Raw genomic sequence first — 22,754 nt, 5'->3', positions numbered from 1 at the left:
CCTTAGATATCCAGCGTCTTGGGCTGCTGGGCGGTGTGCGGGTGCTCGGCACCGGCGTACACCTTCAGTTTCTTGATCATGGCGTAGCCCAGAGGACCCTTGGGCAGCATGCCCTTGACAGCCTTCTGGATGGCGCGGCCGGGAAAACGCTCTTGCATCTTCTCGAAGTTCGTTTCACGGATACCGCCCGGGTACGTCGTGTGGCGGAAGTACTTCTTGTCCTTCGCCTTGGCGCCCGTAACAACGATATCGGCAGCGTTGACGATGACGATGTAGTCACCGGTATCAACGTGCGGCGTGAATTCAGGTTTGTGCTTGCCACGCAGACGACGTGCGACTTCGCTGGCCACACGACCGAGGACTTTGCCCTTGGCGTCGATCACAAACCAGTCACGTTGGACTTCATGCGGCTTGGCCACAAAGGTCTTCATGATGGTTCCTAAGAATAAAAATTTTCCTGGCTGGACCATCCAGCCAGTTTTTTTCCCCCGAACTAGACCGAAATCCAAGAAAGAACCCGTCGGGTTTTCCAAATATTCAGTCGATATCAGCGTCTTGCCTAAGCGTTATTACCCGCCCGTGCATTAGCCAAAATGAGGGAAAGCCTGCGATTCTAACACAGCTGCTCAAAAAGTGGGCAACTTAATCCGCGTTGGAAATACGCCGACGGCGCCCTGAGGCGCCGCCGGCACATCCAAACAATCAGGGACGCACGCCCTGGAGCGCCGGTTCAGGCGCCCAGGTAGGCTTCCAGCACGCGCGGATGGCCCAGCAGTTCGCGGCCGGTGCCGGTCAGCGCCATGGCGCCGTTCTCCAGCACGTAGCCGTGCTGGGCGATCTTCAGCGCCTGGCGCACGTTCTGCTCGACCAGGAACAGGGTCAGGCCGTCGGCGTTGATCGCGCGCAGGGAGCGGAAGATTTCCTGCACCACGATGGGCGCCAGGCCCATCGAGGGTTCGTCCAGCAGCAGCAGGCGCGGCTTGGCCATCAGGGCCCGGCCGATGGCCAGCATCTGCTGTTCGCCGCCGGACAGGTTGCCGGCGATGCCGGTGATCCGTTCCTTCAGGCGCGGGAACAGGTTGAACACGTATTCCAGGTCCGAGTCGACGTTCTTCAGGCCGCGGCGGTAGGCGCCCAGCTCCAGGTTTTCGAGCACGGTCATGGTGGTGAGGATGGCCCGCCCTTCCGGCACCTGGACGATACCGCGCGCCACCAACTGGTGCGGTGGCAGGTTGGTGATGTCCTCGCCTTCGAAAGTGATCTTGCCGCGCGCCTTGGGCAGCAGGCCCGACAGCGCCAGCAGCGTGGTCGACTTGCCGGCGCCGTTGGCGCCGACCAGGGCGGTGATTTCCTTGGCGTTCAGGTCCAGGTCGATGCCGCGGACGGCTTCGATGTGGCCGTAATTGACCTCGAGTCCGCGGACTTCCAGCATGGCGCTCATTTGGCGGCCTCCGCTTGTTCGGTGTCTTCGTCGTCTTCGCGGCCCAGATAGGCTTCGATGACCTGTTCGTTGTTGCGGATCTCGTCGGGTCCGCCGCAAGCGATGATCTTGCCGAAGTTCAGCACCGCGATGCGCTCGCACAAGCCCATGACGAAGCGCATGTCGTGCTCGATCATGAGGATGGTGTAGCCGCGGTCGCGGATCGCCAGGATCTCGCGCATGAGTTCGGCGCGCTCGCCGGTGTTCATGCCGGCGACCGGCTCGTCCAGCAGCAGCAGCTTGGGCTCGGTGGCCAGCGCGCGCGCCAGCTCCAGGCGGCGCTGTTCGCCGTAGGACAGGTTATCCGCCAGGTCGTTGGCCTTGTGGTCCAGGCGCATCCAGGTGAGCAGTTCGTGCGCGCGCTCGCGGGCGCGCTTTTCGTGCTCGCGGTAACCCGGCAGGCCCAGCAGCAGGCTGGGGAAGCCGTAGTTCATGTGGCGATAAGCGCCCACCACCACGTTCTCCAGCAGCGTCATCTCTTTGAAGAGACGGATGTTCTGGAAGGTGCGGGCGATGCCCATGCGCGTGATGCGGTGCGGCTTCTTGTCCAGCACGCTCTGGCCGTTGAACGTGATGGTGCCGCCGCTGGGCGGCAACAGGCCGGTGATGAGGTTGAAGACCGTGGTCTTGCCGGCGCCGTTGGGGCCGATCAGGCCGAAGATGGCGCCTTCGGGAACCGACAGGCTGACGTCATGCAGCACATGCAGGCCGCCGAAGCTCTTGGAGACGGAAGAAAGCTCAAGCATGGCGCTTGCCTCCCTGGCGTCCTTGGCGCATCCAGCGCTTGAAGCGCGCCGGATCCCAGATGCCTTGCGGCAGGAACAACACAATCACCACCAGAATCACTCCATTCGCGACCAGGCGCAGATCGGCAAAACCGCGCAGCATTTCGGGCAGCACGGTAATGATGAAGCTGCCCAGCACGGGACCGGCCAGGCCGCCGATGCCGCCCAGGATCGCCATGGTCAGGATTTCCACGCCACGGTCGAAACCGTATTCGTTGGGGCCGATGAAGAAGGTCAGGTGCGCGTTCAGGGCGCCGGCCAGACCCGCGATCATCGCGCCGGCCACGAAGGCCAGCATCTTGTTGGCGCGCACGTCGATGCCCATCAGGCCGGCCGCGGTTTCGTCGCCGCGGATGGCGTCGAACGAGCGTCCGATCTTGGAGGCCCGCACGCGCCACAGCACGAACAGCACGATGACGACCGACAGCACTACGTGCCACCACTGTGTCAGCTGCGGGATGCCGTTAAGGCCCAGCGCGCCGCCGGTGATGGACTCGGTGTTGAGGATGGTCACGCGAACCACTTCGCCAAAGCCCAGCGTGGCCATGGCGAGATATACCCCGGACAGCCGCAAGGTCGGCAAGCCGATCAGCGCCGCCACCAGCGCGGGCGCGGCCATGCCGCCGGCCAGCGCGACCGAGAACGGCGCGTCGTAGTTCATGGTGAGCAGCGCGGCGGTGTACGCCCCGATGCCCATGAAGGCTGCGTTGGCCATGGCCAGCATGCCGCAAGCCAGGGTCAGCCAGATGGAGAGGGCCAGCAAGGCGTTGGTGCCCAGCGTGAGCACCAGGTTGCCGTAAATGGCCCAGAAGTTTTCGAATCCGCTCATTCTTTAAGCCTTGCGTTGAACCACTTTGCCGAACAGACCTTGCGGGCGCACTAGCAGGATCAGGAACAGCAGGCCGAAAGCCACCGCATCGCGCATGGTGGAGCCGATGTAGGCCACCGACAGCACCTCGGCAAAGCCCAGGAACAGGCCGCCCAGCATGGCGCCGCGGATGTCGCCCATGCCGCCCAGGATGATGACCGCGATGCCCTTGTGCAGCATCGGCTGGCCCATCAGGGGGAACAGCGCGTTGGAGTACAGGCCGATCAGCACGCCGGCCACGCCGCCCAGGGCAGCCGCGGCGAACGAGGTGGTGACGAACAGTTTTTCGACGTTGATGCCCAGCAACCACGCGGCCTTGGGCGATTCGGCGATGGCGCGCAGGGCGCGGCCGAATTGCGTGCGGCGCATGACGTACATCAGCACGGCCATCAGCGCGAAGGACAGAAAGATGATGCCCAGTTCAATGACGGTCAGGTGCAGGCCGGCGACCTCGATCACTTCCTCGGGCACGGTGCCGTGCGGGAAACGCAGGTTGCTTGCGCCGAAGATGCCCTGGGCGGTGTTGTTCAGGATGATGCCCACGCCGATGGTGGCGATCATGGGGATCAGGTGGGGCGCGTTGCGCTTGCGCAGCGGCTTGAGCACCAGGTAGTCGATGATGACTCCGGTGAAGCCGGCGACGAAGAACGCTGCCATCAGTCCCGCCCAAAGGGGCAGGCTGAATTGCTGCACGACGAACAGTGCCGCGTAGGCGCCAACCATGAAGACGGCGCCATGCGCCAGGTTGATCACCCCGAGCACGCCGAAGATCAGCGTGAAGCCCAGCGCGAACAGTGCATACACACAGCCCAGCGACAAGGCATTGACGAATTGTTGTTCGAACATGATGGGACTTTCCAAAGCTGTGAGGGCCCCATGCAGCGCCCACTGCATGGCCTTGAGCCTCCCGGCGGGGAGGCATTTCTTTTAGGGTGACGGCCCTGCGATAAAAAGCGCCTTGCGAGCGGCCGCGCCGCCCGCAAGGCGCATCCCCCCGCGCGGGGATGCGCAGCGCTTACTTTTCGATGACGTACTTGCCGTCCTTCGTCACGCTGACGATGGGAGCCTGGTCGGCATCGTAGCCGGCGGGCTTGCCGGCGCGGTCGTTGGCCTGACGGAACTTGAACGGGCCAGTGGCGCCGGTCCAGGTGACCGCGGGCAGCGCGTCGCGCAGGGCTGCGCGATCCTTGGGCAGGTCGCCCGAGATCTTGACGTTCTTCAGCGCCTGGGCGGCGATGTACATGGCGTCATACGACTGGGCCGCGAACTGGTCCGGCGCGCCATTGAACTTGGCCTTGTAGGCGTCGATGAACTTGACGTTCTCGGGAGCCTTGTTCTCGATCGACCAGGGGCTGCCGATCCACAGATTGTTCGACGCGCCGCCAGGGGCCAGGTCGAAAATCTTGACCGAGTTCATGCCGTTGCCGCCGATGACGGGCACGTTCAGGCCCAGTTGGCGGGCCTGCACCATGATCGGGGCGCCTTCGGCCAGCAGTGCGGACAGCACGATGGCGTCGGGGTTGGTGCCCTTGATCTTGGTCAGCTGGGCCTTGAAGTCCACGTCGCCCTTGGCGAACGTTTCGGTCGTCGTGACCGGGATCTTCTGGTCTTCCAGGGCCTTCTTGAAGTTGTCGTAGCCGCTCTTGGTGAAGACGTCGTCGTTGCCGTAGAGCACCGCCACGTTCTTCAGGCCGGTCTTGGCCTTGACGGTGGCGATGGTGGCCGGCAGCACGTCGGCTTCGGTGACCGAGTTGCGGAACACGTAGTTGCCGATGGAGGTGATGCCGTCAGCGGTATTGGAGGTGCCGAAGGCGACCGTCTTGGCGGCCTGGGCGATCGGGTCGGCGGCCTGGGCCGAGTTGGACAGCGTCGGGCCGAAGACCATCAGGACGTTGTCCTTGAAGATCAGCTTCTTGAAGACGTTGATCGCTTCTTCTTTCTTGCCTTGTTCGTCCTCGACCACGAGCACGATCTTGTTGCCGTTGATGCCGCCGGCGGCGTTGATTTCATCAGCGGCCAGCTGGAAACCGTTGCGGATCGACACGCCGTACTGGGCGGCGCCGCCCGACAGGGCTTCGGCCACGCCGATCTTGATGTCGGCCGCATGGGCAGCCGGGACGATACCGGCAGCGATCAGCGCGGCCAGCAGCTTCTTGGTCTTGGATTGCATGGTTGTTACCACCTTAAAGTCTGTCTCGGAATATTGGTAATCCGGGCTGATGTAATCCTGCCGGATTGACGTCGGATGCCGCCTAAAGGCGCCATGTTTGCGCGTCAAGACCCGGGATATTACTCCTTTGTATCAGGCGGCTACTCGAACGCCATTCAACAAAAGCCTACAAACCGCCCATTTTTTTGTAAAAAACGTGTGGTTACTAGCAAAAACCCTAACGCTGGCCGAATGTTATTCGGCAGGCGTAAGTGTCCTACGTTCTGGCCGATAACGCTACGCCCAGGTATTGGTCGTAGGCGCTTTCGGTCAGGCGGAACCATGGCATTTCGCTGTCGCGAAAACCCATGTAACTATCATGCATCGCCTTGAATCTGGGGTCTTTGGCGCCCAAGTCCTTGTAGAGTTGCTGCGTGGCCTCGAACGCCAGGTCCATGATGGACCGCGGGAATGTACGGATTTGCGCGCCGTTTGCCGTCAATTGGGCCAGAGCGGCCGCGTTGCGGGCATCGTAGCGGGCGATGGCGGCGGCATGCGCGGCCTGTGCGGCGGCATCCACCACGGCCTGGTAGTTCTTGGGCAGCGCGTTCCAGGCCTCGTCGTTGATATACAGCGACAGCTGCTCGCCAGGCGCCCACCAGCCGGGTGCGTAGTAATACTTAGCAACCTTATTAAGACCGAGCTTGTCGTCATCGTAGGGACCCGCGCCCGCCACCGCCTGCAGGCCGTCTTTCTCGAAGGCTTCGGCCAGCTTGGCGGGATCGGCCTGCTGCGGCGCCACGCCCAGCTTGGCCAGCACGTCACCGGCCAGGCCGCCGACGCGCATTTTCAGGTCTTTCAGGTCGCCGGCGCGCTTGATTTCCTTGGTGTACCACCCGCCCATCTGGGCGCCGGTGTTGCCCAGCGGAAAGTTGATGATTTTTTCAGGCTTGAAGAGTTCGCGGGTCAGCCTCAGGCCGCCGCCTTCGCTCATCCAGGCGTTCATCTGCCTGGCGTTCAGGCCGAAGGGCACGCCAGCGTCGAAGCAGAAGACGGGGTTCTTGGCGTAGTAGGCGCGGGACGAGGCATGGCCGCATTCCACCTTCTTGGTGGAGACCGCTTCCATCAGGTCCGCGGCGGGCACGATCTCGCCCTCGGGGAAATGGCGGATGTTGAACTTTCCGCCCGTGGCTTCGGAGACGAACTTGCAGAAGCTTTCGCCGGCGCCGATGCGCAGATCCAGGGCGCTGGGGAAGCCGGAAGACAGGCGCCAGCTCAATGAGGGCATGTCCTGCGCGAACGCGGGCGCGCTGACGGCGGCTCCGGTGGCGACAGCGCCGAGACCGGCGTGCTTCAAGAACGAACGTCGTTGCATCTCTTTGCTCCTTTACCGCAACACCTGGGACATCACGCAATACCCGCTGGATATTACACGCCGATATGGGCCGACATTAACAGGACAGCGGGTAAAGGTTTGCAAATAGAGGGTGACGCGGGTCCGCGAATGGGCAGCGCGCAGGGGCTGCAAAGCAGTGCAAGGACCGGGGGCCGTGCAAGTCCGCGGCGGCCATGATGTGGCCGCCGCTCTAGCGACGTCAGATTCCGGCGATCGCCATCTGCTCGATCAGGATCGAGCCAGTGGTCTTGGTGCCGCGCGAAATCGTGTCGGCGCCGACCGCCACGATCTGCTTGAACATGTCGGCGAGATTGCCGGCGATGGTGATTTCCTGCACCGCGTGCTGGATCTGGCCGTTTTCCACCCAGTAGCCGAACGCGCCGCGCGAGTAGTCGCCGGTGACGTAGTTCACGCCCTGGCCGATCAGTTCGGTGACGAGAAAGCCCGTGCCCATCTTCTTGAGCATGGCTTCGAAGTCGTCGCCGCGGCGGGTCTGGGTGGAACTGAACACCAGGTTATGCGAACCGCCGGCGTTGCCGGTGGTCGTCATGCCCAGTTTGCGGGCGGTGTAGGACGACAGGAAATAGCCTTCCAGCACCCCGGCCGACACCACGCTGCGGCGGCGCGTGCGCACGCCTTCGTCGTCGAAGGGCGAGCTGCCCATGGCGCCGCGGATGTGCGGGTCTTCGGTCAGGTTGATGTGCTCGGGGAAGACGGGCTTGCCCAGCGCGTCCAGCAGGAAGCTGGCCTTGCGGTACAGCGCGCCGCCATTGGCGGCCTGGGTCAAGGCGCCCACCAGCCCCAGCGCCAGGGGCGCTTCGAACAGGACGGGGAACTTGCCGGTGCGGATGCGGCGGGCCGACAGGCGCGACAACGTGCGCTCGGCGGCGTAGCGGCCGATGGCCTCCGGCGAGGCCAGCTTGGCAGGATCGCGTTCGGAGCTGTACCAGTAGTCGCGCTGCATGCCATTGCCGCGTCCGGCGATGGGCGCGACCGACAGGCTGTGGCGCGAGTACGGATAGCCGCCCAGGAAGCCGCGCGTGTTGCCCATCACGAACTGGCCTTCGTAGGTGCCCACGGTGGCGCCATCGGTATTGGTGATGCGCGGATCGACCTCGCGGGCGGCGCGCTCGGCGCGCAGCGCCAGCTCGGCGGCCTCTTCGGTGGACACGCCCCAGGCGCGGTGCAGGTCCAGGTCGGGGAATTCGGTGGCCAGCTGATCGGCGTCGGGCAGGCCGGCGGCCGGATCGGCGGCGGTGTGGCGCGCAATGTGCCAGGCGGCTTCGACCGTCTGGCGCAGCGCCGCTTCGGAAAAGTCGGAGGTGGAGGCCGAACCGCGGCTCTGGCCGGCGTAGACCGTCAGGTCCAGCGAACGGTCGCGGGTCTGTTCGACGGTTTCGATGTCGTTCTTGCGTACGGAGACCGACAGGCCCAGGCTTTCCGAGACTTCCGCCGCTGCGTCGGAGGCGCCGATCTGGCGCGCATAGGCGAGGGTTTGTTCGACGAGTTCAGAAAAACGCGCGTGATTCGCCGCCAGCGGCAAGGATGAGGAGGTTTTAACCATTGCTGTCCAATTTGCAGAGACGGTTATCATAGCCAAGTCTGTCATTGCGCAGTTTTCCATGAATTCCCATATTGAAGAAGAATCCGTCGACGACGGTTACGACGAGAACGGCTACGACCGTCCCAGCAAGTCGCAGGTCAAGCGCGAAATGCACGCCTTGCTGGACCTGGGCAAGCAGCTGATCGAACTGTCCCCCGAACGCCTCAAGCAATTGCCGCTGGCGGAGCGCCTCTATGAAGCGATCCGCACCGCGCAGCGCACCACCGGGCGCGAGGGCAAGCGGCGCCAGGTTCACTTCGTGGGCAAGCTGATGCGCGACGCGCCCGCCGACGAGATCCGCGCCCAGCTCGACGTCTGGGAAAACGGCTCGCGCGAGGAAACCGCCGCCATGCACCGGCTGGAGACCTTGCGCGACCGCCTGCTGGACGACGACGAGGCCCTGACCCGGCTGCTCAATAACAATCCGCAGGCCGACGTGCAACAGCTGCGCGCGCTGATCCGCGCCGCCCGCAAGGAAAAGCTGGCCAACGCCGCCCTGCTGCAAGGCCAGGAGCCGCAGAAGAAGCACTACCGCGCGCTGTTCCAGGCCCTGAAGACCCTTACCCTCTGATTTTCACCGTCCGCCGTCCATGAACGCTCCGACCGACCTGCTCGATTGCATCGAGATCGAAACCGCCCCCAATCCCACGCACGCCGTGATCTGGCTGCACGGCCTGGGCGCCGACGGCAACGACTTCGCGCCCATCGTGCCGGAGCTGGACCTGCCGGCCGGCGCGTCGGTGCGCTTCGTATTCCCCAACGCTCCCGTGCAGCGCGTGACGATCAATAACGGCATGGCGATGCGCTCCTGGTACGACATCCTGGTCATGGACCTGGTGCGCGTCGAGGACGCCAGCGGCATCCGCGCTTCCGAGGCTGCGATCCACAAGCTGATCGCGCGCGAAAACGCGCGCGGCATCCCGACCTCGAAGATCGTGCTGGCGGGCTTTTCGCAGGGCTGCGCCATGACCCTGCACACCGGCATCCGCCTGCCGGAAAAGCTGGCGGGCATGATGGGCCTGTCGGGCTATCTGCCGCTGCTGGACACGGCCGAGGCCGAACGCCACAGCGCCAATCACGACACGCCCATCTTCCTGGCCCACGGCCAGTACGACCCGGTGGTGTCGCTGCCGCGCGCCCAGGCCTCGCTGGCCGAACTGCAGCGCCTGGGTTACGACGTGCAATGGCACACCTACCCCATGCCGCACTCGGTCTGCGCCGAGGAAGTGGCGGATATCTCCAAGTTCCTGAATCAAGTCCTGGTCTGAGGACCATGCAGGGCCGCGCCCGGCGGCCCTGATCGCGGCAGATAGGCGCCCGGCGCCCCTGCCCGCCCACTTGCAGGCCCTGGCGGCCTGCGATTTCATTTTGTATACCAAGTGGTATCCCAGCCTGGAATTTTCATAGGCTGGCTTTCTTGCGTCCATAGAGAAAAACGCCAACTGCAAAAAGCTTGTCGCCTATTTGTATTGAATATAGTATTCGATCCAAGCCTTACCGGCCCGAGCAAGCAGTTCGGGCTTCCCTGTTGTTGTTGTCGATCCATCCCATTGGCCGTGTCGCGCCGGGTTTCGGCGTGGCATTCAAGACGCAGGAGAAAGTCCCGTGAAATCCTTGCCATCGCCCCGTCTGGCGGTTGCGGCGCTGCTCGCGCTGTTCGCCCCCCTGGCCGCCCAGGCCGAAGCCCTCAATCCCCCCGTGAAGGTCCGCTACGAAGAAGTGGTGCGGTCCATTCTTTACGTGCCCAAGTACGTGGCCTTGTCGCAGGGCTACTTCAAGGACGCCGGCCTGGACGTGTCCATGAAGACCTCGCAAGGCACCGACAAGGGCATGACCGCCCTGCTGTCCGGCAGCGCCGACATCGTGCTGATCGGGCCCGAAGCGTCCATCTACGTCCACAACAGCGAATCCCCGGTCAAGCCCAAGATCTTCGCCGGTCTGACCGCCACCGACGGCTTCTTCCTCTTGGCGCGCAAGCCGGTGGAGAAGTTCGACTGGTCCATGCTCAAGGGCAAGGAAGTGATCGGCTTTCGCCCCGGCTCCAATCCCATCGTGTTCCTGGAAACGGCGCTGCGCAAGCATGGCGTGGATCCGCAAAAGGACGTGAAGCTGCTGAACAATATCGGCATTCCCGCGCGCGCGGGCGCCTGGATGGCCGGCCAGGGCGAATACGGCATCTTTCTTGAACCCGAGGCCGGCGAACTGGTGCGCAACGGCAAGGGCTACATCGTCGCCTCGGTGGGCCACGAAGTCGGCCAGGTGGACTACACCGTTTTCACCGCCACCGACAAGTACATCCGCGACAATCCCAAGGTCATCCAGGCCTGGACCGACGTGGTGGCGCGCGCCGAAAAATACGTGAAGGACACGCCCGCGGCCACGCTGACGCCGCAGATCATGACTTACTTCCCCGGCATGGACCAGGCCGCGGTAACCGAGGCCATCGAGCGCTACAAGAAGTACCAGATCTGGAAGACCACGCCGCTGGTGACGGCCGAAGCCATGAACCAGTTGCAGGACATGCTGATCGCCAGCGCGGTCATGAAGGACAACGCCCGCGTGAAGTACGAGGACGTGGTGGTGACCGACTTCGCGAAGAAGGCCCAATGATGGGCGCCGTTATCCACAACCTGAAGCCGGACACCGCCACGGCGAAGATCGAACTGCGCGAGGTCTGTCTTTCCTATTTCACCCAGGAAGGCGAGACGGAGGCGCTGTCGAATGTGTCGTTCACGCTGGCGGCGGGCGAATTCGTCAGCCTGATCGGGCAAAGCGGCTGCGGCAAGAGCACCCTGCTGTCGCTGATCGCCGGCCTGATTCCGCCGACCTCGGGCGCCGTGATGATAGACGGCCAGGCCGTGACCAAGCCCAATCCGCGCATCGGCTACATGCTGCAGCAGGACTACCTGTTCGAGTGGCGCACCATCCTGGACAACGTCATGCTGGGCGCGGAGATCCAGGGCCGGCGCGATGCGCGCAGCGAGGCGCGCGCCGTGCATCTGCTGGAGAAATGCGGACTGGGCGCGTTCCTGTCGCACACGCCGCGCCAGTTGTCGGGCGGCATGCGGCAGCGCGCCGCGCTGGCCCGCACCCTGGTCACCGAGCCGGACGTGATCCTGCTGGACGAGCCTTTCTCGGCGCTGGATTCGCAGACCCGGCTGGCAATCTCCGACGAAGTGGTGGACATCCTGAGGCGCGAAGGCAAGACCGTGGTGCTGGTCACCCACGACATCGGCGAAGCCATCGCCATGACCGACCGTGTGATCGTGCTGTCGCGCCGTCCCGGCCGCCTGAAGAGCCAGTACCGCATCCATTACGGCGACGGCCAGGCACGGCCGACGCCATTCCAGGCGCGCTCGCGGCCGGAATTCAATACCTACTTCAAACAGCTGTGGGACGAGCTCGATGTCCACGTGGAGGGTTGACCCATGAACGCGCCCGTCGCCAACACCGTTCCGCTGCGCGCCGTGCGCGCGCCCAGCGAGAAGTACCTGAACTACCTCCGGCGCGACCGCGCCCGCCGCCGGCATATCCGCGTCGCGCAGGCGCTGCTCTTGGCCGTGTTCCTGTGCGCCTGGGAAATCCTGCCGCGCATGCACATTCTCAACCCGCTCCTGACCAGCTACCCCAGCGCGCTGTGGCCGACGTTCATCGAACTCTGGAACAACGGCAACCTGGGCAAGCACATCATGACCACGCTGAGCGCCACGCTGGTGGGCTTCGGCCTGAGCATGGCGATCGGCATCGTGGTGGCGGCGGCGCTGTGGTGGTCGGACTTCCTGTACAAGGTGCTGGACCCCTTCCTGGTGGTGGCCAATGCCATGCCCAAGATCGCCTTCGTGCCGATCTTCTACCTGTGGCTGGGGTCGGACTACGCGGTGTACGGCATGGCCGTGGCGATCGCGGTGTTCGTGACCATCATGGTGGTGTATGCGGGCTTTCGCGGCATCGACCTGAACAAGGTGAAGCTGGCCCACACCTTCGGCGCCAGCCGCTGGCAGGTACTGACCAAGGTGGTGCTGCCGGGCAGCGTGCCCACGTTGATCGCGGCGGTGAAGATGAACATCGGCCTGGCGCTGGTAGGGGTGATCGTGGGCGAGTTCCAGTCGGCGGATTCCGGCCTGGGCTTTCTCATCATGAACGGCAGCCAGGTGTTCAAGCTGAACATCGTCATGACCGCCATCGCCATCCTGGCCGTGATCTCCAGCGTGATGTACCTGATCGTCTACCGCATCGAAGCCGCCATCGCGCGGCGCTACGGATAAGGAGCCGCCATGGAATTCCCGCAATGGGTGCAGGACCGCGTGATCGCCCGCCAGGGCCGCCTGCATCCCTATGACGAACTGCCCGCCGCGCGCCTCGCGGTGGTGGTGGTGGACATGCAGCAGTACTTCACGCTGCCCGGCTATCAGGGCGAATGCGCGCCGGCGCGCGAGATCATCGCCCCCATCAACCGCCTGTGCGACGCGGTGCGCGCCGCCGGCGGCACCATCGTGTGGGTGCAGACCGCTTCTGATAACGCCGACTCGTTCTGGTCGCACCATCACGGCGTGATGTTGACGCCGGAGCGCAGCGCCAGGCGCCTGGCAACACTGCGCCGCGATGCTCCCGGATATGCCTTGCATCAGGACCTGCATGCGCACGACGCCGACCTGCGCGTGACCAAGCGCTTCTACAGCGCGATGGCGCCGGGCTCTTCCGAACTGGAGCCGCTGTTGCGCGGGCGCGGCGTGGACACGCTGCTGATCGCTGGCACGGTCACCAACGTGTGCTGCGAATCCACCGCCCGCGACGCGATGATGCGGGACTTCCGCACCATCATGGTGGACGACGCGCTGGCCGCCGTCACGCCCGCCGAGCACGAGCATGCGCTGCACGGCTGGATGCTGTTCTTCGGCGACGTGCTGTCGGTGGACGAATCGATCGCGCGGCTCAAGCCCGCCCAGGCGGCCAGAAAGACCGCCTGAACGGGCCTGGGATCAGGACAGGTTCAACCAGACCCGGCGCATCGTCGGGTCTTCCGGATCCGCGTCGTTGGTGAAGCCCAGGCTGGTCATCAGCGACAACATGGGCCGGTTGGTCGACAACACCAGGCCGTCGATGTATTCCAGCCCCTGTTCGCGCGCCGCGTCGATCAGCGCCGACATCAGCTGGCGGCCCAGGCCGCGGCGTTGCCAGTCGTCACCGATCACCAGCGCGTACTCCGCCCCCCTGCCGTCAGGATTGCGCAGGTAGTGCGCGAAGCCCACGAGGACCTCGCGCGGATGCCCGCGGTTGGCCGGGTTGGGCACCTGCGTAGCGGCCACGAGCGCCAGCTCGCGGTGGTAGTCCACCTGCGTGTAGCGCGACACCATGCGCGGGGTCAGCTCGCGCATCATGGACACGAAGCGCATGTAGCGCGAACGCTCCGACAGGCCGCGGATGAATTCCTGCAGCGGCTCGCCGTCCTCGGGACGGATGGGACGCAGCACCCAGGGAATGCCGTCGGCGAAGCGGCGCACCTGGACCAGCCGGGCCGGATACGGGTGGATCGCCATATGCGGATAGCCTGCGGTCTGCGGCGTTTCGCAGCCGGGCTTCTCGGTCAGCGTCATGCGCAATCCGCCGGCGCGCAGATGGGTTTCTCCGGCGTATAGCGGATCGATGTCCAGGGACTCGATATCCGGCAATTCCGACACCAGCTCGGACACCAGCACCACCGCCTGTTGCAGCGCCTCGGCGGCCATGTGGCCGATGCGCGGCGCCAGCACCCGGCGCCACAGCCGGCTGCGTTCGATCAGCTGGCGGGCCAGGAAGCCGTTGAGCGGCGGCAGGTCGACGCCGCGGTCGGATTGCGACAGCACCGCGTCCGGACCGCCCGCGCCGAAGCGGATGACGGGGCCGAACTGCGGATCGCGCCGCACCCGGATCGCCATGGGGCGGGATTCCGGCTCGGCCGCCGCCACGTCCATCGGCATGTCGCGCAGCGGCACGTAGAACAGGGCCAGCAGGCTGCGGATTTCAGAGGTATTCAGTTCGCGCCGGCATTCCGCGCGCACGCGCGCCAGGATCTCGCGCGCGGCGCCCAGGTCCGGCACATGGCTGGCCGGCTCCGGCGGCTGTGTCTGCAACAGCAGTTGCTGGTTGTAGTGATGCGTCGCCAGCACGCCGAAGGCATCCGCGGCCGATTCCGGCGTGCGGAAAGCCGAGGTTCCCGCGTCGTCCAGCATGCGCCGTAGCGGCCGCATGCCGGCATCGCCCATGAAACAGGTGACGACCGGCTTTTTCGCCTTGGGTGCGATCTGCGCCAGCTCGCGCGCCACCGCCGGCATGTCGGCCAGCGCGTCCGGTGCCAGCAGCACCAGCACGCCGTCCACGCCGGCATCGTCGAGCACCGCGTCCAGCATGGCGCGGATGCGTTCGGGCGTCAGCGGCGTGAAGGTGATGACGGGATTGGCGGTGGCCGCGTCCGGCTCCAGCATGGCCGCCAGCGTCCGCTGGGTCGCGGGCGCGAGTTCGGCGCGCAGCACGGCGGCGTCCGGGCCGATCAGGTCCATGGCCAGCTGGGGCGGTCCGCTGCCGTTGGAGATCAGCGCCACGCGCCGGCCCTTGGGACGGCGCGTGTAGCCCAGCACCTTGACGGCCGAGAACAGCTGCACGAAATAGCGTACCCGCACCGCGCCCGCGCGGCGCAGCGCGGCGTCGAAGATGGCATCGGCGCTGTCGGTGTCCGCGCGGCCGGCCTTCAGCACGATCACGGGCTTGATCGAAGCCGCGGCGCGCAAGGTGCTCATGAATTCGCGGGCAGGGCCCACGTCTTCCAGATAGAGCACGATGCTGTCCGTGCGCGGATCGCTGGCCAGGTAGTCCAGCACCTTGGACAGGCCCACCACCGCCTCGTCGCCCAGCGACACGGCGGTGGAAAAGCCGATGTGCACATCTTCGGCCCAGTCCATGACCGCGGCCATGATGGAGCGCGACTGCGCCAACAGCGCCACGCGGCCGGCGCGCGCCAGCACCGGGTGCTGGCTCAGGTTCAGCCCGGCGTGCGGCCGCTGGGCGCCGAAGGAGCGCGGACCCAGCAATTCGCAGCGGTTTTCCTCGGCCCAGGCGCGGCACAGCGCCAGCGTGCCGCGTGGATACGGGTCGGGCAGTTCATGCGGCAACAGGATCACCGAGCGCGGCGCCAGCGGCGACAGCCTGCGCAGCGTTTCCGGCAGGACGGCGGGCGAAACGCAAACCAGGGCCAGATCAGGCCGTTCGCCCTGGGCCAGGCCCTGCAACGTGTCCGGCAGGTCCGGCGCGGCGCCGACTTCGCAGGCCACCACTGTGGTCTTGCCCTTGAGCGCGGGCGGCAACGAGGCCGCCGCCGGCAGCGGCCGGTCGGCGACGATCACCAGCGAGGCGGGCTCGAACATCGGAGCGAGAGCATGTCGCAACATGGTGTTAGCAGGCCCTAATCTAAAATACCCCTCATCGTAACAAGACAACCCCGCCCTACGTTTGACATGGGCCCAGCCTGACGCCGATTTGTGGCGCCGCAGCCGCTATCATTGCCACCTATGACTTCCAACGCCTCTACCCCCATTCGTACCCGTTTCGCGCCCTCGCCCACGGGTTTCCTGCATCTGGGCGGCGCCCGCACGGCGCTGTTCTCCTGGGCCTTCGCACGCCACCACCAAGGCACCTTCGTGCTGCGCATCGAAGACACGGACGTGGAACGCTCCACGCCGGAAGCGGTGCAGGCCATCCTGGACAGCATGGACTGGCTGGGCATGCAGCCCGATGAAGGCCCCTTCTACCAGATGCAGCGCATGGACCGCTACCGCGAGGTGGTCGCGCAGATGCTGGCCGCCGGCACCGCATACCACTGCTACAGCTCGCCCGAGGAAGTGGAAGCCATGCGCGAAGCCGCCCGCGCCCGCGGCGACAAGCCGCGCTACGACGGCACCTGGCGTCCCGAACCCGGCAAGACCCTGCCGGCCATCCCGGAAGGCCGCAAGCCCGTGGTGCGCTTCAAGAACCCGCAGGAAGGCGCGACCTCCTGGAACGACATGGTCAAGGGCACGATCAGCTTCGACAACACCGAACTCGACGACCTGATCATCGCGCGCCCGGACGGCACGCCCACCTACAACTTCTGCGTCGTGGTCGACGACTGGGACATGGGCATCACCCACGTGCTGCGCGGCGACGACCACGTCAATAACACCCCGCGCCAGATCAACATCCTGCGCGCGCTGGGCGCCGCGCTGCCCGAATACGGCCACGTGCCCATGATCCTGGGTCCGGACGGCGAAAAGCTGTCCAAGCGCCATGGCGCCGTCAACGTCATGGAGTACGACAACGAAGGCTATCTGCCGGAAGCCATGGTCAACTACCTGGCGCGCCTGGGCTGGAGCCACGGCGACGACGAACTCTTCTCGCGCGACCAGCTGGTGTCGTGGTTCGACACCAAGCACCTGTCCAAGTCGGCCTCGCAGTGGGATCCGAAGAAGCTGAACTGGGTCAACGCCCACTACATCAAGCAGATGGACAACGCCGAACTGGCCGAGCGCGTGGCGCCGCGCGTGGCGAACCGCGGCGGCCATCCGGAAAAGATCGACCTGCCGGGCGTCATGGGCCTCTTGAAGGACCGCGCTGAAACGCTGGAACAACTGGCCGACGGCGCCATGCTGTTCTGCGCCGAGTTCAAGGGCGCGCCCGCCGAGCTGGCCGAGCAACACCTGACCGCCCCCGCGCGCGAAGCGCTGGCCGACTTCGCCCAGCGCGCCCAGGACGCGGACTGGACCCGCGAAGCCCTGTCCGCCCTGATCAAGGCCGTGCTGGCCGATCGCGGCATGAAGATGCCGCAACTGGCCATTCCCCTGCGCGTCGCCGTCACCGGCCAGACCCAGACCCCGGCCGTGGACGCCGTGCTGGCCCTGCTGGGCAAGCAGACGGTGCTCAAGCGCCTGGCTGCGATCTAAGCGCCTGTCCCAAAAACACCGCGGGCCTTGCTCATCCTGGAATGAGCAAGGCCCGCGGTGTTTTCAGCCGTTCCTTCAGGCTTGCTGGATGGCCGCGCGCGCCTTCAATGCGCGCGCGAAGAACGCGCCCAGCAAGGGCAACAGCGCCGCCGAGCCGCCGAACAACGCGGCAGGCCCGATCTCGTCGACCACCGCGCCCGCCAAGGCCACGCCCGCCGCCTGGCCCATGAACAGGCAGGACGCGAACCACGCGACGGCCGTGCCGCGCGCCGACGGCACCATCTGCGTCGCATTCGTCTGCAACGTGGCATGCAGCAGGTAGTAGCCGAAACCCGCCAGCACGCTGGCCAGCAAGCTCCACATCCAAACCGGACCTAGCAAATACGACAGGAACGCCACGCCCAGCACCAGTCCGCCGGCGATCGCCAGCCCACGTTCGCCCAGGCGTTTCAGGATGCGGCCGGCAACCACCGTATAAAGCAAGCCGCCGACGGCATACACGGCCACCAGCGCGCCCGCGGCGGTCAGAGAGATACCGAAGCGTTCATGCAGGTAGGAAGGCGCAAAAGCCAGGGCGCCGAACACCAGCAGGCCTTCGACGAATACCGTCGCCAGCACGATGCGCGCCCAGGGCGTACTCAACACCAGCCGCGCCTGCGCCACGAAGCCCTGGCGCGCCGCGCCGGGATCCACCTGGCCCAGGCCCGAGACCTGCTGGCGCCGCACTTCCAGCAACAGCAGCACACCCACTATCAGATAGCCGCAGACCAGCGCGGCGAACGCCCAGCGCCAGCCCACGGTGTCGGCAAACAGGCCGCCAGCCAGTTGGCCGGCCGACATGCCGAGGATGGTGCCGGTCAGGAAACGCGCCAGGGTGGCCTGGCGGCGTTCGTAGGGCACGTTGTCGCCGATCCAGGCCATCGACAACGGCACGATGCCCGCCCCCGCGGCGCCGGAGAGGACGCGGCAGAACACCAGCACGTCCAGCGACCCGGCAACCACGGCGCCGGCGCTGCCCAGCGCGCAGGCAAAGGTCGCGATGCTGACGACGCGGTACTTGCCGTAGCGGTCGCCCAGGGGGCCGAAGAACATCTGCAACACGCCGTAGGCCACGGCGAACGCGGTCACGGCGCGCGCGGCCTGGCCTGTAGTGGTGCCGAATTCCGCCGCCAGCTGCGGCAACATGGGATCACAAATGCGGAAGGCGCTGGCGCTGACGAAAGCGGCCAGGGCAAGCAGCGCGATGGCGCGCGCTTCGGAGGACAAGGCAGGCATGGATGACCGGCTGCGGGCGATGGGTGAAGACCGCACCTTACCGCAGCCCGGCCATCTTGGCTTTGCCGCGGGGCGGAATGTCCGTCCCGCGCAACGCTCAATAAGGCAGGCGGTAGCCCGTGGGCATGCGGCGCGCGGTCATGACCTGGCCGCCGTTTTTCAGCTCACGCATCGTCAGGCGGGTCTTCTCGACCTTTTCGACGCGGTAGCGGTTCAGGTAGATCGGATCGTTGGCGTCCACCAGTTCGCCAGCGGACTTGGTGGTCTGCATCGTGTAGATGCCGTCCGCCACGCTCCAGCAGCCGGTCTCGCGCAACGCGGGACGCGTCTTGCGGCCGATCTTCAGCAGGGATTCATAGGCCATGGTGCCATCGGCGGACAGCACGATCAGCGATTGCAGATCGCCGCTGACGTCGCGCGGGCGGCTGTTCGACAGCCAGGTGCCTATCATGGGATCGCCGGCCTTGGCGGGCACGCAGGCCACCGGCTTGGGCGGTTCCGCGGGCTGGGCCTCGGTGATGGTGGCGGGCTTTCTGGCGGCGCAGCCGGCCAGGATCAGAACGGCGCAGGCGACGCCCGCCGTACGCAAATACACACTGCTCATGACTTCCTCAACACGTCTGTCGACGCGCCGCACCGAGCACCCCGGCGCGTCCCTCGCGCAGCAAACATCACGCACTCTAAAGAGCCGTTTGCGAAGAATCAACGGCGATCCGCGACCAGTGCAATTGCGCAACAGTAGGCCCCGGAATTGGCCTGTTTTATGGCCGCAAATCGCAAAAATGCGTTGGTTTCAAGCGACAGTGCGGCCGCGTTTCGCGGCCTTCGCGCGCAGCATTTCCTCCATGCGCGCGGCAGCCGGAGACAGGCTGCGGCCGGCCAGCCGGGTGATGCCCAGTTCACGCTCGATGCGCGGGGCGGATAGCGGCACGAAGGCCAGTCCGCGTGAGTCCGGCGGCACGCCCAGCCGCGCCAGCACCGTGACGCCGACGCCGCGTTCCAGCATGGCCAGAAGCGACATCATGTTGGACACGAAGACCTGCCGGTCCAGCATGAAGGCCGCCTGCGGATAGCCGGCAAGCTGGCGATGGGCGATGGTGCCGACCAGAGGCAGGTCCTCGATCTCGCGCCAGGTCACCGATTTGCGCCTGGCCAGCGGATGGCCGCGATGGCAGACCAGGCCGAAGGCATCACGCAGCAAAGGCTCGAACGACAGTCGCCGGTCCTGCGACACCGGACTGCACACGCCCAGCTCCGCCTCCCCTGCCAGCACCATGCGCTCCACGCCTTCCGAGTTGTCGTCGAACAGGCGCAACGCCACCGCCGGATAGCGTTCGCGGTACGTCGCCACCAGTTCCGGCAACCAGTGCGTGGCCACGGTGGCAACGGACGCCATGGTCAAGGTGCCGGCCTCGTTGCTTGCCAGCCCCGACAGCGCGCCCGCCACGCGGTCGTGGTGCTGCACCAGTTCACGCGCCAGCGGCAGGCAATCCTGCCCGAATCGCGTAAGCGTGCCACGGTTGCCCGGCTCGAACAGCGGCTGCCCCAGGCGCTGCTCCATCTCGCGGATGGACAGCGACAACGCCGGCTGTGAGCGGAAGGCCCGCGCCGCGGCCGCGCGGAAGCTGCGCAGCTCGGCCACCAGCAGGAAGTGGCGGTAGTGCGTGATGGAAATCTCGGGCAAGGGGCGCATGGCTGGCCTCGATCAGTGAAACTTATCCAATCATATGAAAAATAAAGTTTTCTGATAGTTCGGCCGCACCTAAGATGGCCGCACCATGAATGCCGACTCGCTGCTCCCGCCTCTTTCCACCCGCGCCGACCCGCTGGATTTCAACCGCGTCGACCAATTGCCCGCGCATCCCGCCGGCCAGGGCCGCCTGATAGTCGGCGCCGATCCTCGGGACGACAGGCCAGGCCTGCTGTTCGTGCCCGGCGCTTACCACGGCGCCTGGTGCTATGCGCACTATCTGGATTTCTTCGCCCGCGCCGGCCTCGCCTGCGCGGCGCTGGATCTGCGCGGCCACGGCGCCCTGCCCCAGGACGCGGCGTTTGCGTCGGTTGGCATCGCCGACCTGGGCCAGGATGTCGTCAGCGCGCTGGACGCGCTGGCTCGTCCCACGGTCGTCATCGGCCACAGCATGGGCGCGCTGCCCGCGCTGCTGGGCGCCAGCCAGCGGACGGTGGCGGGCGTGGTCCTGCTGGCGCCGTCGCCGCCCGGCGACCTGCCCGGCGCGCAAGCGCTGCCCCCTGTCCCCGAAGGCCTGCCGCGCAGCGCGCCGAACGACGCCGAAATCCGCGCGCGCTTTCTGGCGACCTCGCCAGACCGCAACGTCGCCTCGGTATCGCGGCGCCTGTGCCCCGAAAGTCCGGAGGTGCTCAACGACCGTTATCTGCTGCGCGTGCCCGTCGACGCCGCCGCCATCCACGCTCCCGGCCTGTGCCTGGAAGCCGGCCTGGACACGCATGACCGCCATCCGCCAGGCCAGGATCTGGCGATCGCGCACCGCTTCGGTTTTTCACACGCCGTGCTTGCCGGCCAACCGCATTGCATGATGTACGCGGACCAATGGCAAGTCAGCGCCGCCGCCATCCTGGATTGGCACCGCAGCCAATTCGGTTGATCGCCCCCCCAATACCAACGACAACAACGACAACGACGCGCAATCGCGCCATCAGGAGACAAGCATGTCCATTCCCCGTTCCCTCCGTCCGGCCCTGATCGGCGCCGGCCTGCTGCTGGCCGCGGCCTCGCACGCCGCCGGCTGGCCCGAGAAACCCGTGACCCTCATCGTGCCGTCCGCCGCCGGCGGCGCGGCCGACCTCACCGCGCGCACCCTGGCGCAATACCTGGGCGAAAAGACCGGCCAGACCGTGGTGGTCGAGGACCGTCCCGGCGCCGGCGGCATCGTCGGCACCAACGCCGCAAAGAACGCCGCGGCGGACGGCTATACCTTCCTGCTGTCCACCAACTCCACCCACTCGGCCAACCAGTTCCTCTACAAGAGCCTGCCCTACGACGCGCAGAAGGACTTCCGCCAGGTCGGCATGCTGGGCACCTTCGGCACGGTCGGCGTGGTGTCGCCCGACAGCCCGTACCGCACGGTGCCCGACCTGGTCGCCTATGCCAAGCAGCATCCCGGACAGGTCTTCTTCGGCTACTACAGCTCGTCCTCGCAAGTGCCGTCCGAACTGTTGAAGCAACGCGCCGGCATCGAGATCACCGGCGCTGCCTACAAGAACATCACGCAGATCATCACCGACCTGCGCGGCAAGCAGATCAACTTCGCCTTCGTCGACTACCTGACCGCAATGGGCCAGATCGACGGCAAGGGGCTCATCCCCATTGCCGTCACCGGCGCCCAGCCGCATGCGGCCTGGCCCAGCGTGCCGACCATGGCCACCTACTATCCGGATTTCGTCGTTGCCGGCTGGCTCGGCCTGTCGGCCCCGGCAGGCACGCCGCAGGACATCGTGGAAAAGATGAACGCCCACATGCAGGCGGCGGTGAAGGACGAAGCGACTGCGAAGAAGCTGCGCGCCCTGGGCCTGACGCCGGAATCGATGGACGTGGCGCGCTTCGATGCCTTTGTGAAGGAAGACACCGCGCGCTGGAAGGAATGGATCCGGATCTCGGGCATCCAACCCCAATAAATTCGGGGCCCTCCTATATCTATATAGAGAGGGCCCGCTTTATCTACAGCGGCAGGCGCTGCTCGTGCTTGATTTCGCGCAGCGCGACGATGGTGCGCGTCTGCCGTATGCCCGGCATGTTGAACAGGAACCGGTGCAGGAAACGGTCATAGGCCTCCGGGCTTTCGACCAGGATCTTCAGCAGGAAGTCCGAATCCCCCGTCACCGCGTAGCACTCCAGGATTTCGGGCGCGTCGCGCACCGAGCGCTCGAAGTTTTCGACCGTATTGGCGGAGTGCCGTTCCAGGCTGATCTGCGCGAACATGCAGCCCAGCCCCACCTTGCTGCGGTCCACCTGGGCGCTATAGCCCTGGATCACCCCGCTGGCCTCCATCGCCTTCACCCGCCGCCATACCGGCGCGGCCGACAGCCCCACCTTCTCTGAAAGCTGCTGCGCCGAGGCCCGGCCGTCCTCCTGCAAGGCCTTGAGGATGCCGATATCGGTCTTGTCCATCGCTTAGTCTCCTGGTTTTTATCGAACACGAAACGTTCATTGCGAATTATAGGGATAGCACGATCCAAAAACGCAATAAACCTGATGGCTCGCGAACCTATCA

The 22,754-nt window shown here is 65.7% G+C and carries 22 protein-coding genes; 9 read left to right on the top strand and 13 right to left on the bottom strand.

What is annotated here, in order from left to right; all coding sequences use genetic code 11:
* Positions 1-2: 2 nt before the first annotated feature.
* The 8 genes from rplM to pmbA all read right to left on the bottom strand — a co-directional run bounded on the left by rplM (position 3) and on the right by pmbA (position 8,242).
* Complete coding sequence (rplM, locus tag IB258_RS27605) at positions 3-431, bottom strand: 50S ribosomal protein L13 (RefSeq protein ID WP_013391412.1); 429 nt, start codon at positions 429-431, stop codon at positions 3-5.
* 299 nt (positions 432-730) lie between these two features.
* Positions 731-1,441: an ABC transporter ATP-binding protein gene (locus IB258_RS27600; protein WP_054458384.1), complete on the bottom strand. Its 711-nt coding sequence runs from the start codon at positions 1,439-1,441 to the stop codon at positions 731-733.
* Entirely contained in the window at positions 1,438-2,226 is a 789-nt protein-coding gene (locus IB258_RS27595; RefSeq protein ID WP_054458382.1) for an ABC transporter ATP-binding protein, read from the bottom strand. The genes IB258_RS27600 and IB258_RS27595 overlap by 4 nt, the downstream gene beginning before the upstream one ends.
* Entirely contained in the window at positions 2,219-3,094 is an 876-nt protein-coding gene (locus IB258_RS27590) for a branched-chain amino acid ABC transporter permease (protein WP_054458380.1), read from the bottom strand. The genes IB258_RS27595 and IB258_RS27590 overlap by 8 nt, the downstream gene beginning before the upstream one ends.
* A gap of 3 nt (positions 3,095-3,097) precedes the next feature.
* Positions 3,098-3,979: a branched-chain amino acid ABC transporter permease gene (locus IB258_RS27585; protein WP_054458379.1), complete on the bottom strand. Its 882-nt coding sequence runs from the start codon at positions 3,977-3,979 to the stop codon at positions 3,098-3,100.
* Positions 3,980-4,148: 169 nt separating this feature from the next.
* The gene (locus IB258_RS27580; protein ID WP_054458376.1) at positions 4,149-5,303 is read right to left on the bottom strand and encodes an ABC transporter substrate-binding protein; all 1,155 of its coding nucleotides are present in this window, start codon (positions 5,301-5,303) and stop codon (positions 4,149-4,151) included.
* A gap of 256 nt (positions 5,304-5,559) precedes the next feature.
* The gene (locus IB258_RS27575; RefSeq protein ID WP_054458374.1) at positions 5,560-6,657 is read right to left on the bottom strand and encodes a TRAP transporter substrate-binding protein; all 1,098 of its coding nucleotides are present in this window, start codon (positions 6,655-6,657) and stop codon (positions 5,560-5,562) included.
* Positions 6,658-6,877: 220 nt separating this feature from the next.
* Positions 6,878-8,242, bottom strand: coding sequence for a metalloprotease PmbA (gene pmbA, locus IB258_RS27570; RefSeq protein WP_054458372.1), 1,365 nt, complete (start codon positions 8,240-8,242; stop codon positions 6,878-6,880).
* 58 nt (positions 8,243-8,300) lie between these two features.
* Between pmbA and yjgA the strand changes: the two genes are divergently transcribed.
* The 6 genes from yjgA (at position 8,301) to IB258_RS27540 (ending at position 13,248) form a co-directional block, all read left to right on the top strand.
* Entirely contained in the window at positions 8,301-8,852 is a 552-nt protein-coding gene (gene yjgA / locus IB258_RS27565) for a ribosome biogenesis factor YjgA (RefSeq protein WP_054458370.1), read from the top strand.
* Between the two features lie 19 nt (positions 8,853-8,871).
* Positions 8,872-9,549, top strand: coding sequence for an alpha/beta hydrolase (locus IB258_RS27560; protein ID WP_054458369.1), 678 nt, complete (start codon positions 8,872-8,874; stop codon positions 9,547-9,549).
* Positions 9,550-9,886: 337 nt separating this feature from the next.
* Entirely contained in the window at positions 9,887-10,891 is a 1,005-nt protein-coding gene (locus IB258_RS27555) for an ABC transporter substrate-binding protein (protein ID WP_054458367.1), read from the top strand.
* Complete coding sequence (locus IB258_RS27550) at positions 10,891-11,706, top strand: ABC transporter ATP-binding protein (RefSeq protein WP_042797538.1); 816 nt, start codon at positions 10,891-10,893, stop codon at positions 11,704-11,706. The genes IB258_RS27555 and IB258_RS27550 overlap by 1 nt, the downstream gene beginning before the upstream one ends.
* 3 nt (positions 11,707-11,709) lie before the next feature.
* On the top strand, positions 11,710-12,546 hold the full coding sequence (locus IB258_RS27545; protein WP_054458365.1) for an ABC transporter permease: 837 nt from the start codon (positions 11,710-11,712) through the stop codon (positions 12,544-12,546).
* A 9-nt stretch (positions 12,547-12,555) separates the two neighbouring features.
* A complete protein-coding gene (locus IB258_RS27540; protein ID WP_192353471.1) occupies positions 12,556-13,248 on the top strand; it encodes an isochorismatase family cysteine hydrolase in 693 nt (230 codons plus the stop codon).
* Between the two features lie 12 nt (positions 13,249-13,260).
* Here the strand turns inward: IB258_RS27540 and IB258_RS27535 are convergent, their stop codons facing one another.
* Complete coding sequence (locus IB258_RS27535; RefSeq protein WP_192353470.1) at positions 13,261-15,702, bottom strand: GNAT family N-acetyltransferase; 2,442 nt, start codon at positions 15,700-15,702, stop codon at positions 13,261-13,263.
* A gap of 120 nt (positions 15,703-15,822) precedes the next feature.
* Here IB258_RS27535 and gltX point away from each other — a divergent pair, with 120 nt between their 5' ends.
* Complete coding sequence (gene gltX / locus IB258_RS27530; protein WP_125471968.1) at positions 15,823-17,229, top strand: glutamate--tRNA ligase; 1,407 nt, start codon at positions 15,823-15,825, stop codon at positions 17,227-17,229.
* A gap of 75 nt (positions 17,230-17,304) precedes the next feature.
* Here gltX and IB258_RS27525 read toward each other — a convergent pair whose 3' ends face one another.
* The 3 genes from IB258_RS27525 to IB258_RS27515 form a co-directional block, all read right to left on the bottom strand.
* Entirely contained in the window at positions 17,305-18,504 is a 1,200-nt protein-coding gene (locus IB258_RS27525; RefSeq protein ID WP_192353469.1) for an MFS transporter, read from the bottom strand.
* 97 nt (positions 18,505-18,601) lie between these two features.
* The gene (locus IB258_RS27520) at positions 18,602-19,108 is read right to left on the bottom strand and encodes a hypothetical protein (protein WP_054458355.1); all 507 of its coding nucleotides are present in this window, start codon (positions 19,106-19,108) and stop codon (positions 18,602-18,604) included.
* Between the two features lie 189 nt (positions 19,109-19,297).
* Complete coding sequence (locus IB258_RS27515) at positions 19,298-20,197, bottom strand: LysR family transcriptional regulator (protein WP_054458353.1); 900 nt, start codon at positions 20,195-20,197, stop codon at positions 19,298-19,300.
* 85 nt (positions 20,198-20,282) lie between these two features.
* Between IB258_RS27515 and IB258_RS27510 the strand changes: the two genes are divergently transcribed.
* Positions 20,283-21,128: an alpha/beta hydrolase gene (locus IB258_RS27510; RefSeq protein ID WP_119450711.1), complete on the top strand. Its 846-nt coding sequence runs from the start codon at positions 20,283-20,285 to the stop codon at positions 21,126-21,128.
* A gap of 64 nt (positions 21,129-21,192) precedes the next feature.
* Positions 21,193-22,158 (top strand): tripartite tricarboxylate transporter substrate binding protein, encoded by a 966-nt coding sequence (locus IB258_RS27505; RefSeq protein ID WP_054458547.1) that lies wholly within the window; start codon positions 21,193-21,195, stop codon positions 22,156-22,158.
* A gap of 43 nt (positions 22,159-22,201) precedes the next feature.
* On the opposite strand, the gene IB258_RS27500 is transcribed toward IB258_RS27505, so the two are convergent.
* A complete protein-coding gene (locus tag IB258_RS27500; protein ID WP_008159001.1) occupies positions 22,202-22,651 on the bottom strand; it encodes an Lrp/AsnC family transcriptional regulator in 450 nt (149 codons plus the stop codon).
* Between the last annotated feature and the right edge of the window lie 103 nt (positions 22,652-22,754).

Source organism: Achromobacter sp. ACM02, from assembly GCF_014851605.1.
GTDB lineage: Bacteria > Pseudomonadota > Gammaproteobacteria > Burkholderiales > Burkholderiaceae_B > Achromobacter > Achromobacter aegrifaciens.
Note: the sequence above shows the minus strand (reverse complement) of the source record. Positions and strands in the feature narration are given on the sequence as shown.

Excerpts from the sequence above, each read along its gene's own strand:
- rplM (WP_013391412.1), bottom strand. The coding sequence starts at position 431 with ATGAAGACCTTTGTGGCCAAGCCGCATGAAGTCCAACGTGACTGGTTT.
- IB258_RS27600 (WP_054458384.1), bottom strand. The coding sequence starts at position 1,441 with ATGAGCGCCATGCTGGAAGTCCGCGGACTCGAGGTCAATTACGGCCAC.
- IB258_RS27595 (WP_054458382.1), bottom strand. The coding sequence starts at position 2,226 with ATGCTTGAGCTTTCTTCCGTCTCCAAGAGCTTCGGCGGCCTGCATGTG.
- IB258_RS27590 (WP_054458380.1), bottom strand. The coding sequence starts at position 3,094 with ATGAGCGGATTCGAAAACTTCTGGGCCATTTACGGCAACCTGGTGCTC.
- IB258_RS27585 (WP_054458379.1), bottom strand. The coding sequence starts at position 3,979 with ATGTTCGAACAACAATTCGTCAATGCCTTGTCGCTGGGCTGTGTGTAT.
- IB258_RS27580 (WP_054458376.1), bottom strand. The coding sequence starts at position 5,303 with ATGCAATCCAAGACCAAGAAGCTGCTGGCCGCGCTGATCGCTGCCGGT.
- IB258_RS27575 (WP_054458374.1), bottom strand. The coding sequence starts at position 6,657 with ATGCAACGACGTTCGTTCTTGAAGCACGCCGGTCTCGGCGCTGTCGCC.
- pmbA (WP_054458372.1), bottom strand. The coding sequence starts at position 8,242 with ATGGTTAAAACCTCCTCATCCTTGCCGCTGGCGGCGAATCACGCGCGT.
- yjgA (WP_054458370.1), top strand. The coding sequence starts at position 8,301 with ATGAATTCCCATATTGAAGAAGAATCCGTCGACGACGGTTACGACGAG.
- IB258_RS27560 (WP_054458369.1), top strand. The coding sequence starts at position 8,872 with ATGAACGCTCCGACCGACCTGCTCGATTGCATCGAGATCGAAACCGCC.
- IB258_RS27550 (WP_042797538.1), top strand. The coding sequence starts at position 10,891 with ATGGGCGCCGTTATCCACAACCTGAAGCCGGACACCGCCACGGCGAAG.
- IB258_RS27545 (WP_054458365.1), top strand. The coding sequence starts at position 11,710 with ATGAACGCGCCCGTCGCCAACACCGTTCCGCTGCGCGCCGTGCGCGCG.
- IB258_RS27540 (WP_192353471.1), top strand. The coding sequence starts at position 12,556 with ATGGAATTCCCGCAATGGGTGCAGGACCGCGTGATCGCCCGCCAGGGC.
- IB258_RS27535 (WP_192353470.1), bottom strand. The coding sequence starts at position 15,702 with ATGTTGCGACATGCTCTCGCTCCGATGTTCGAGCCCGCCTCGCTGGTG.
- gltX (WP_125471968.1), top strand. The coding sequence starts at position 15,823 with ATGACTTCCAACGCCTCTACCCCCATTCGTACCCGTTTCGCGCCCTCG.
- IB258_RS27525 (WP_192353469.1), bottom strand. The coding sequence starts at position 18,504 with ATGCCTGCCTTGTCCTCCGAAGCGCGCGCCATCGCGCTGCTTGCCCTG.
- IB258_RS27520 (WP_054458355.1), bottom strand. The coding sequence starts at position 19,108 with ATGAGCAGTGTGTATTTGCGTACGGCGGGCGTCGCCTGCGCCGTTCTG.
- IB258_RS27515 (WP_054458353.1), bottom strand. The coding sequence starts at position 20,197 with ATGCGCCCCTTGCCCGAGATTTCCATCACGCACTACCGCCACTTCCTG.
- IB258_RS27510 (WP_119450711.1), top strand. The coding sequence starts at position 20,283 with ATGAATGCCGACTCGCTGCTCCCGCCTCTTTCCACCCGCGCCGACCCG.
- IB258_RS27505 (WP_054458547.1), top strand. The coding sequence starts at position 21,193 with ATGTCCATTCCCCGTTCCCTCCGTCCGGCCCTGATCGGCGCCGGCCTG.
- IB258_RS27500 (WP_008159001.1), bottom strand. The coding sequence starts at position 22,651 with ATGGACAAGACCGATATCGGCATCCTCAAGGCCTTGCAGGAGGACGGC.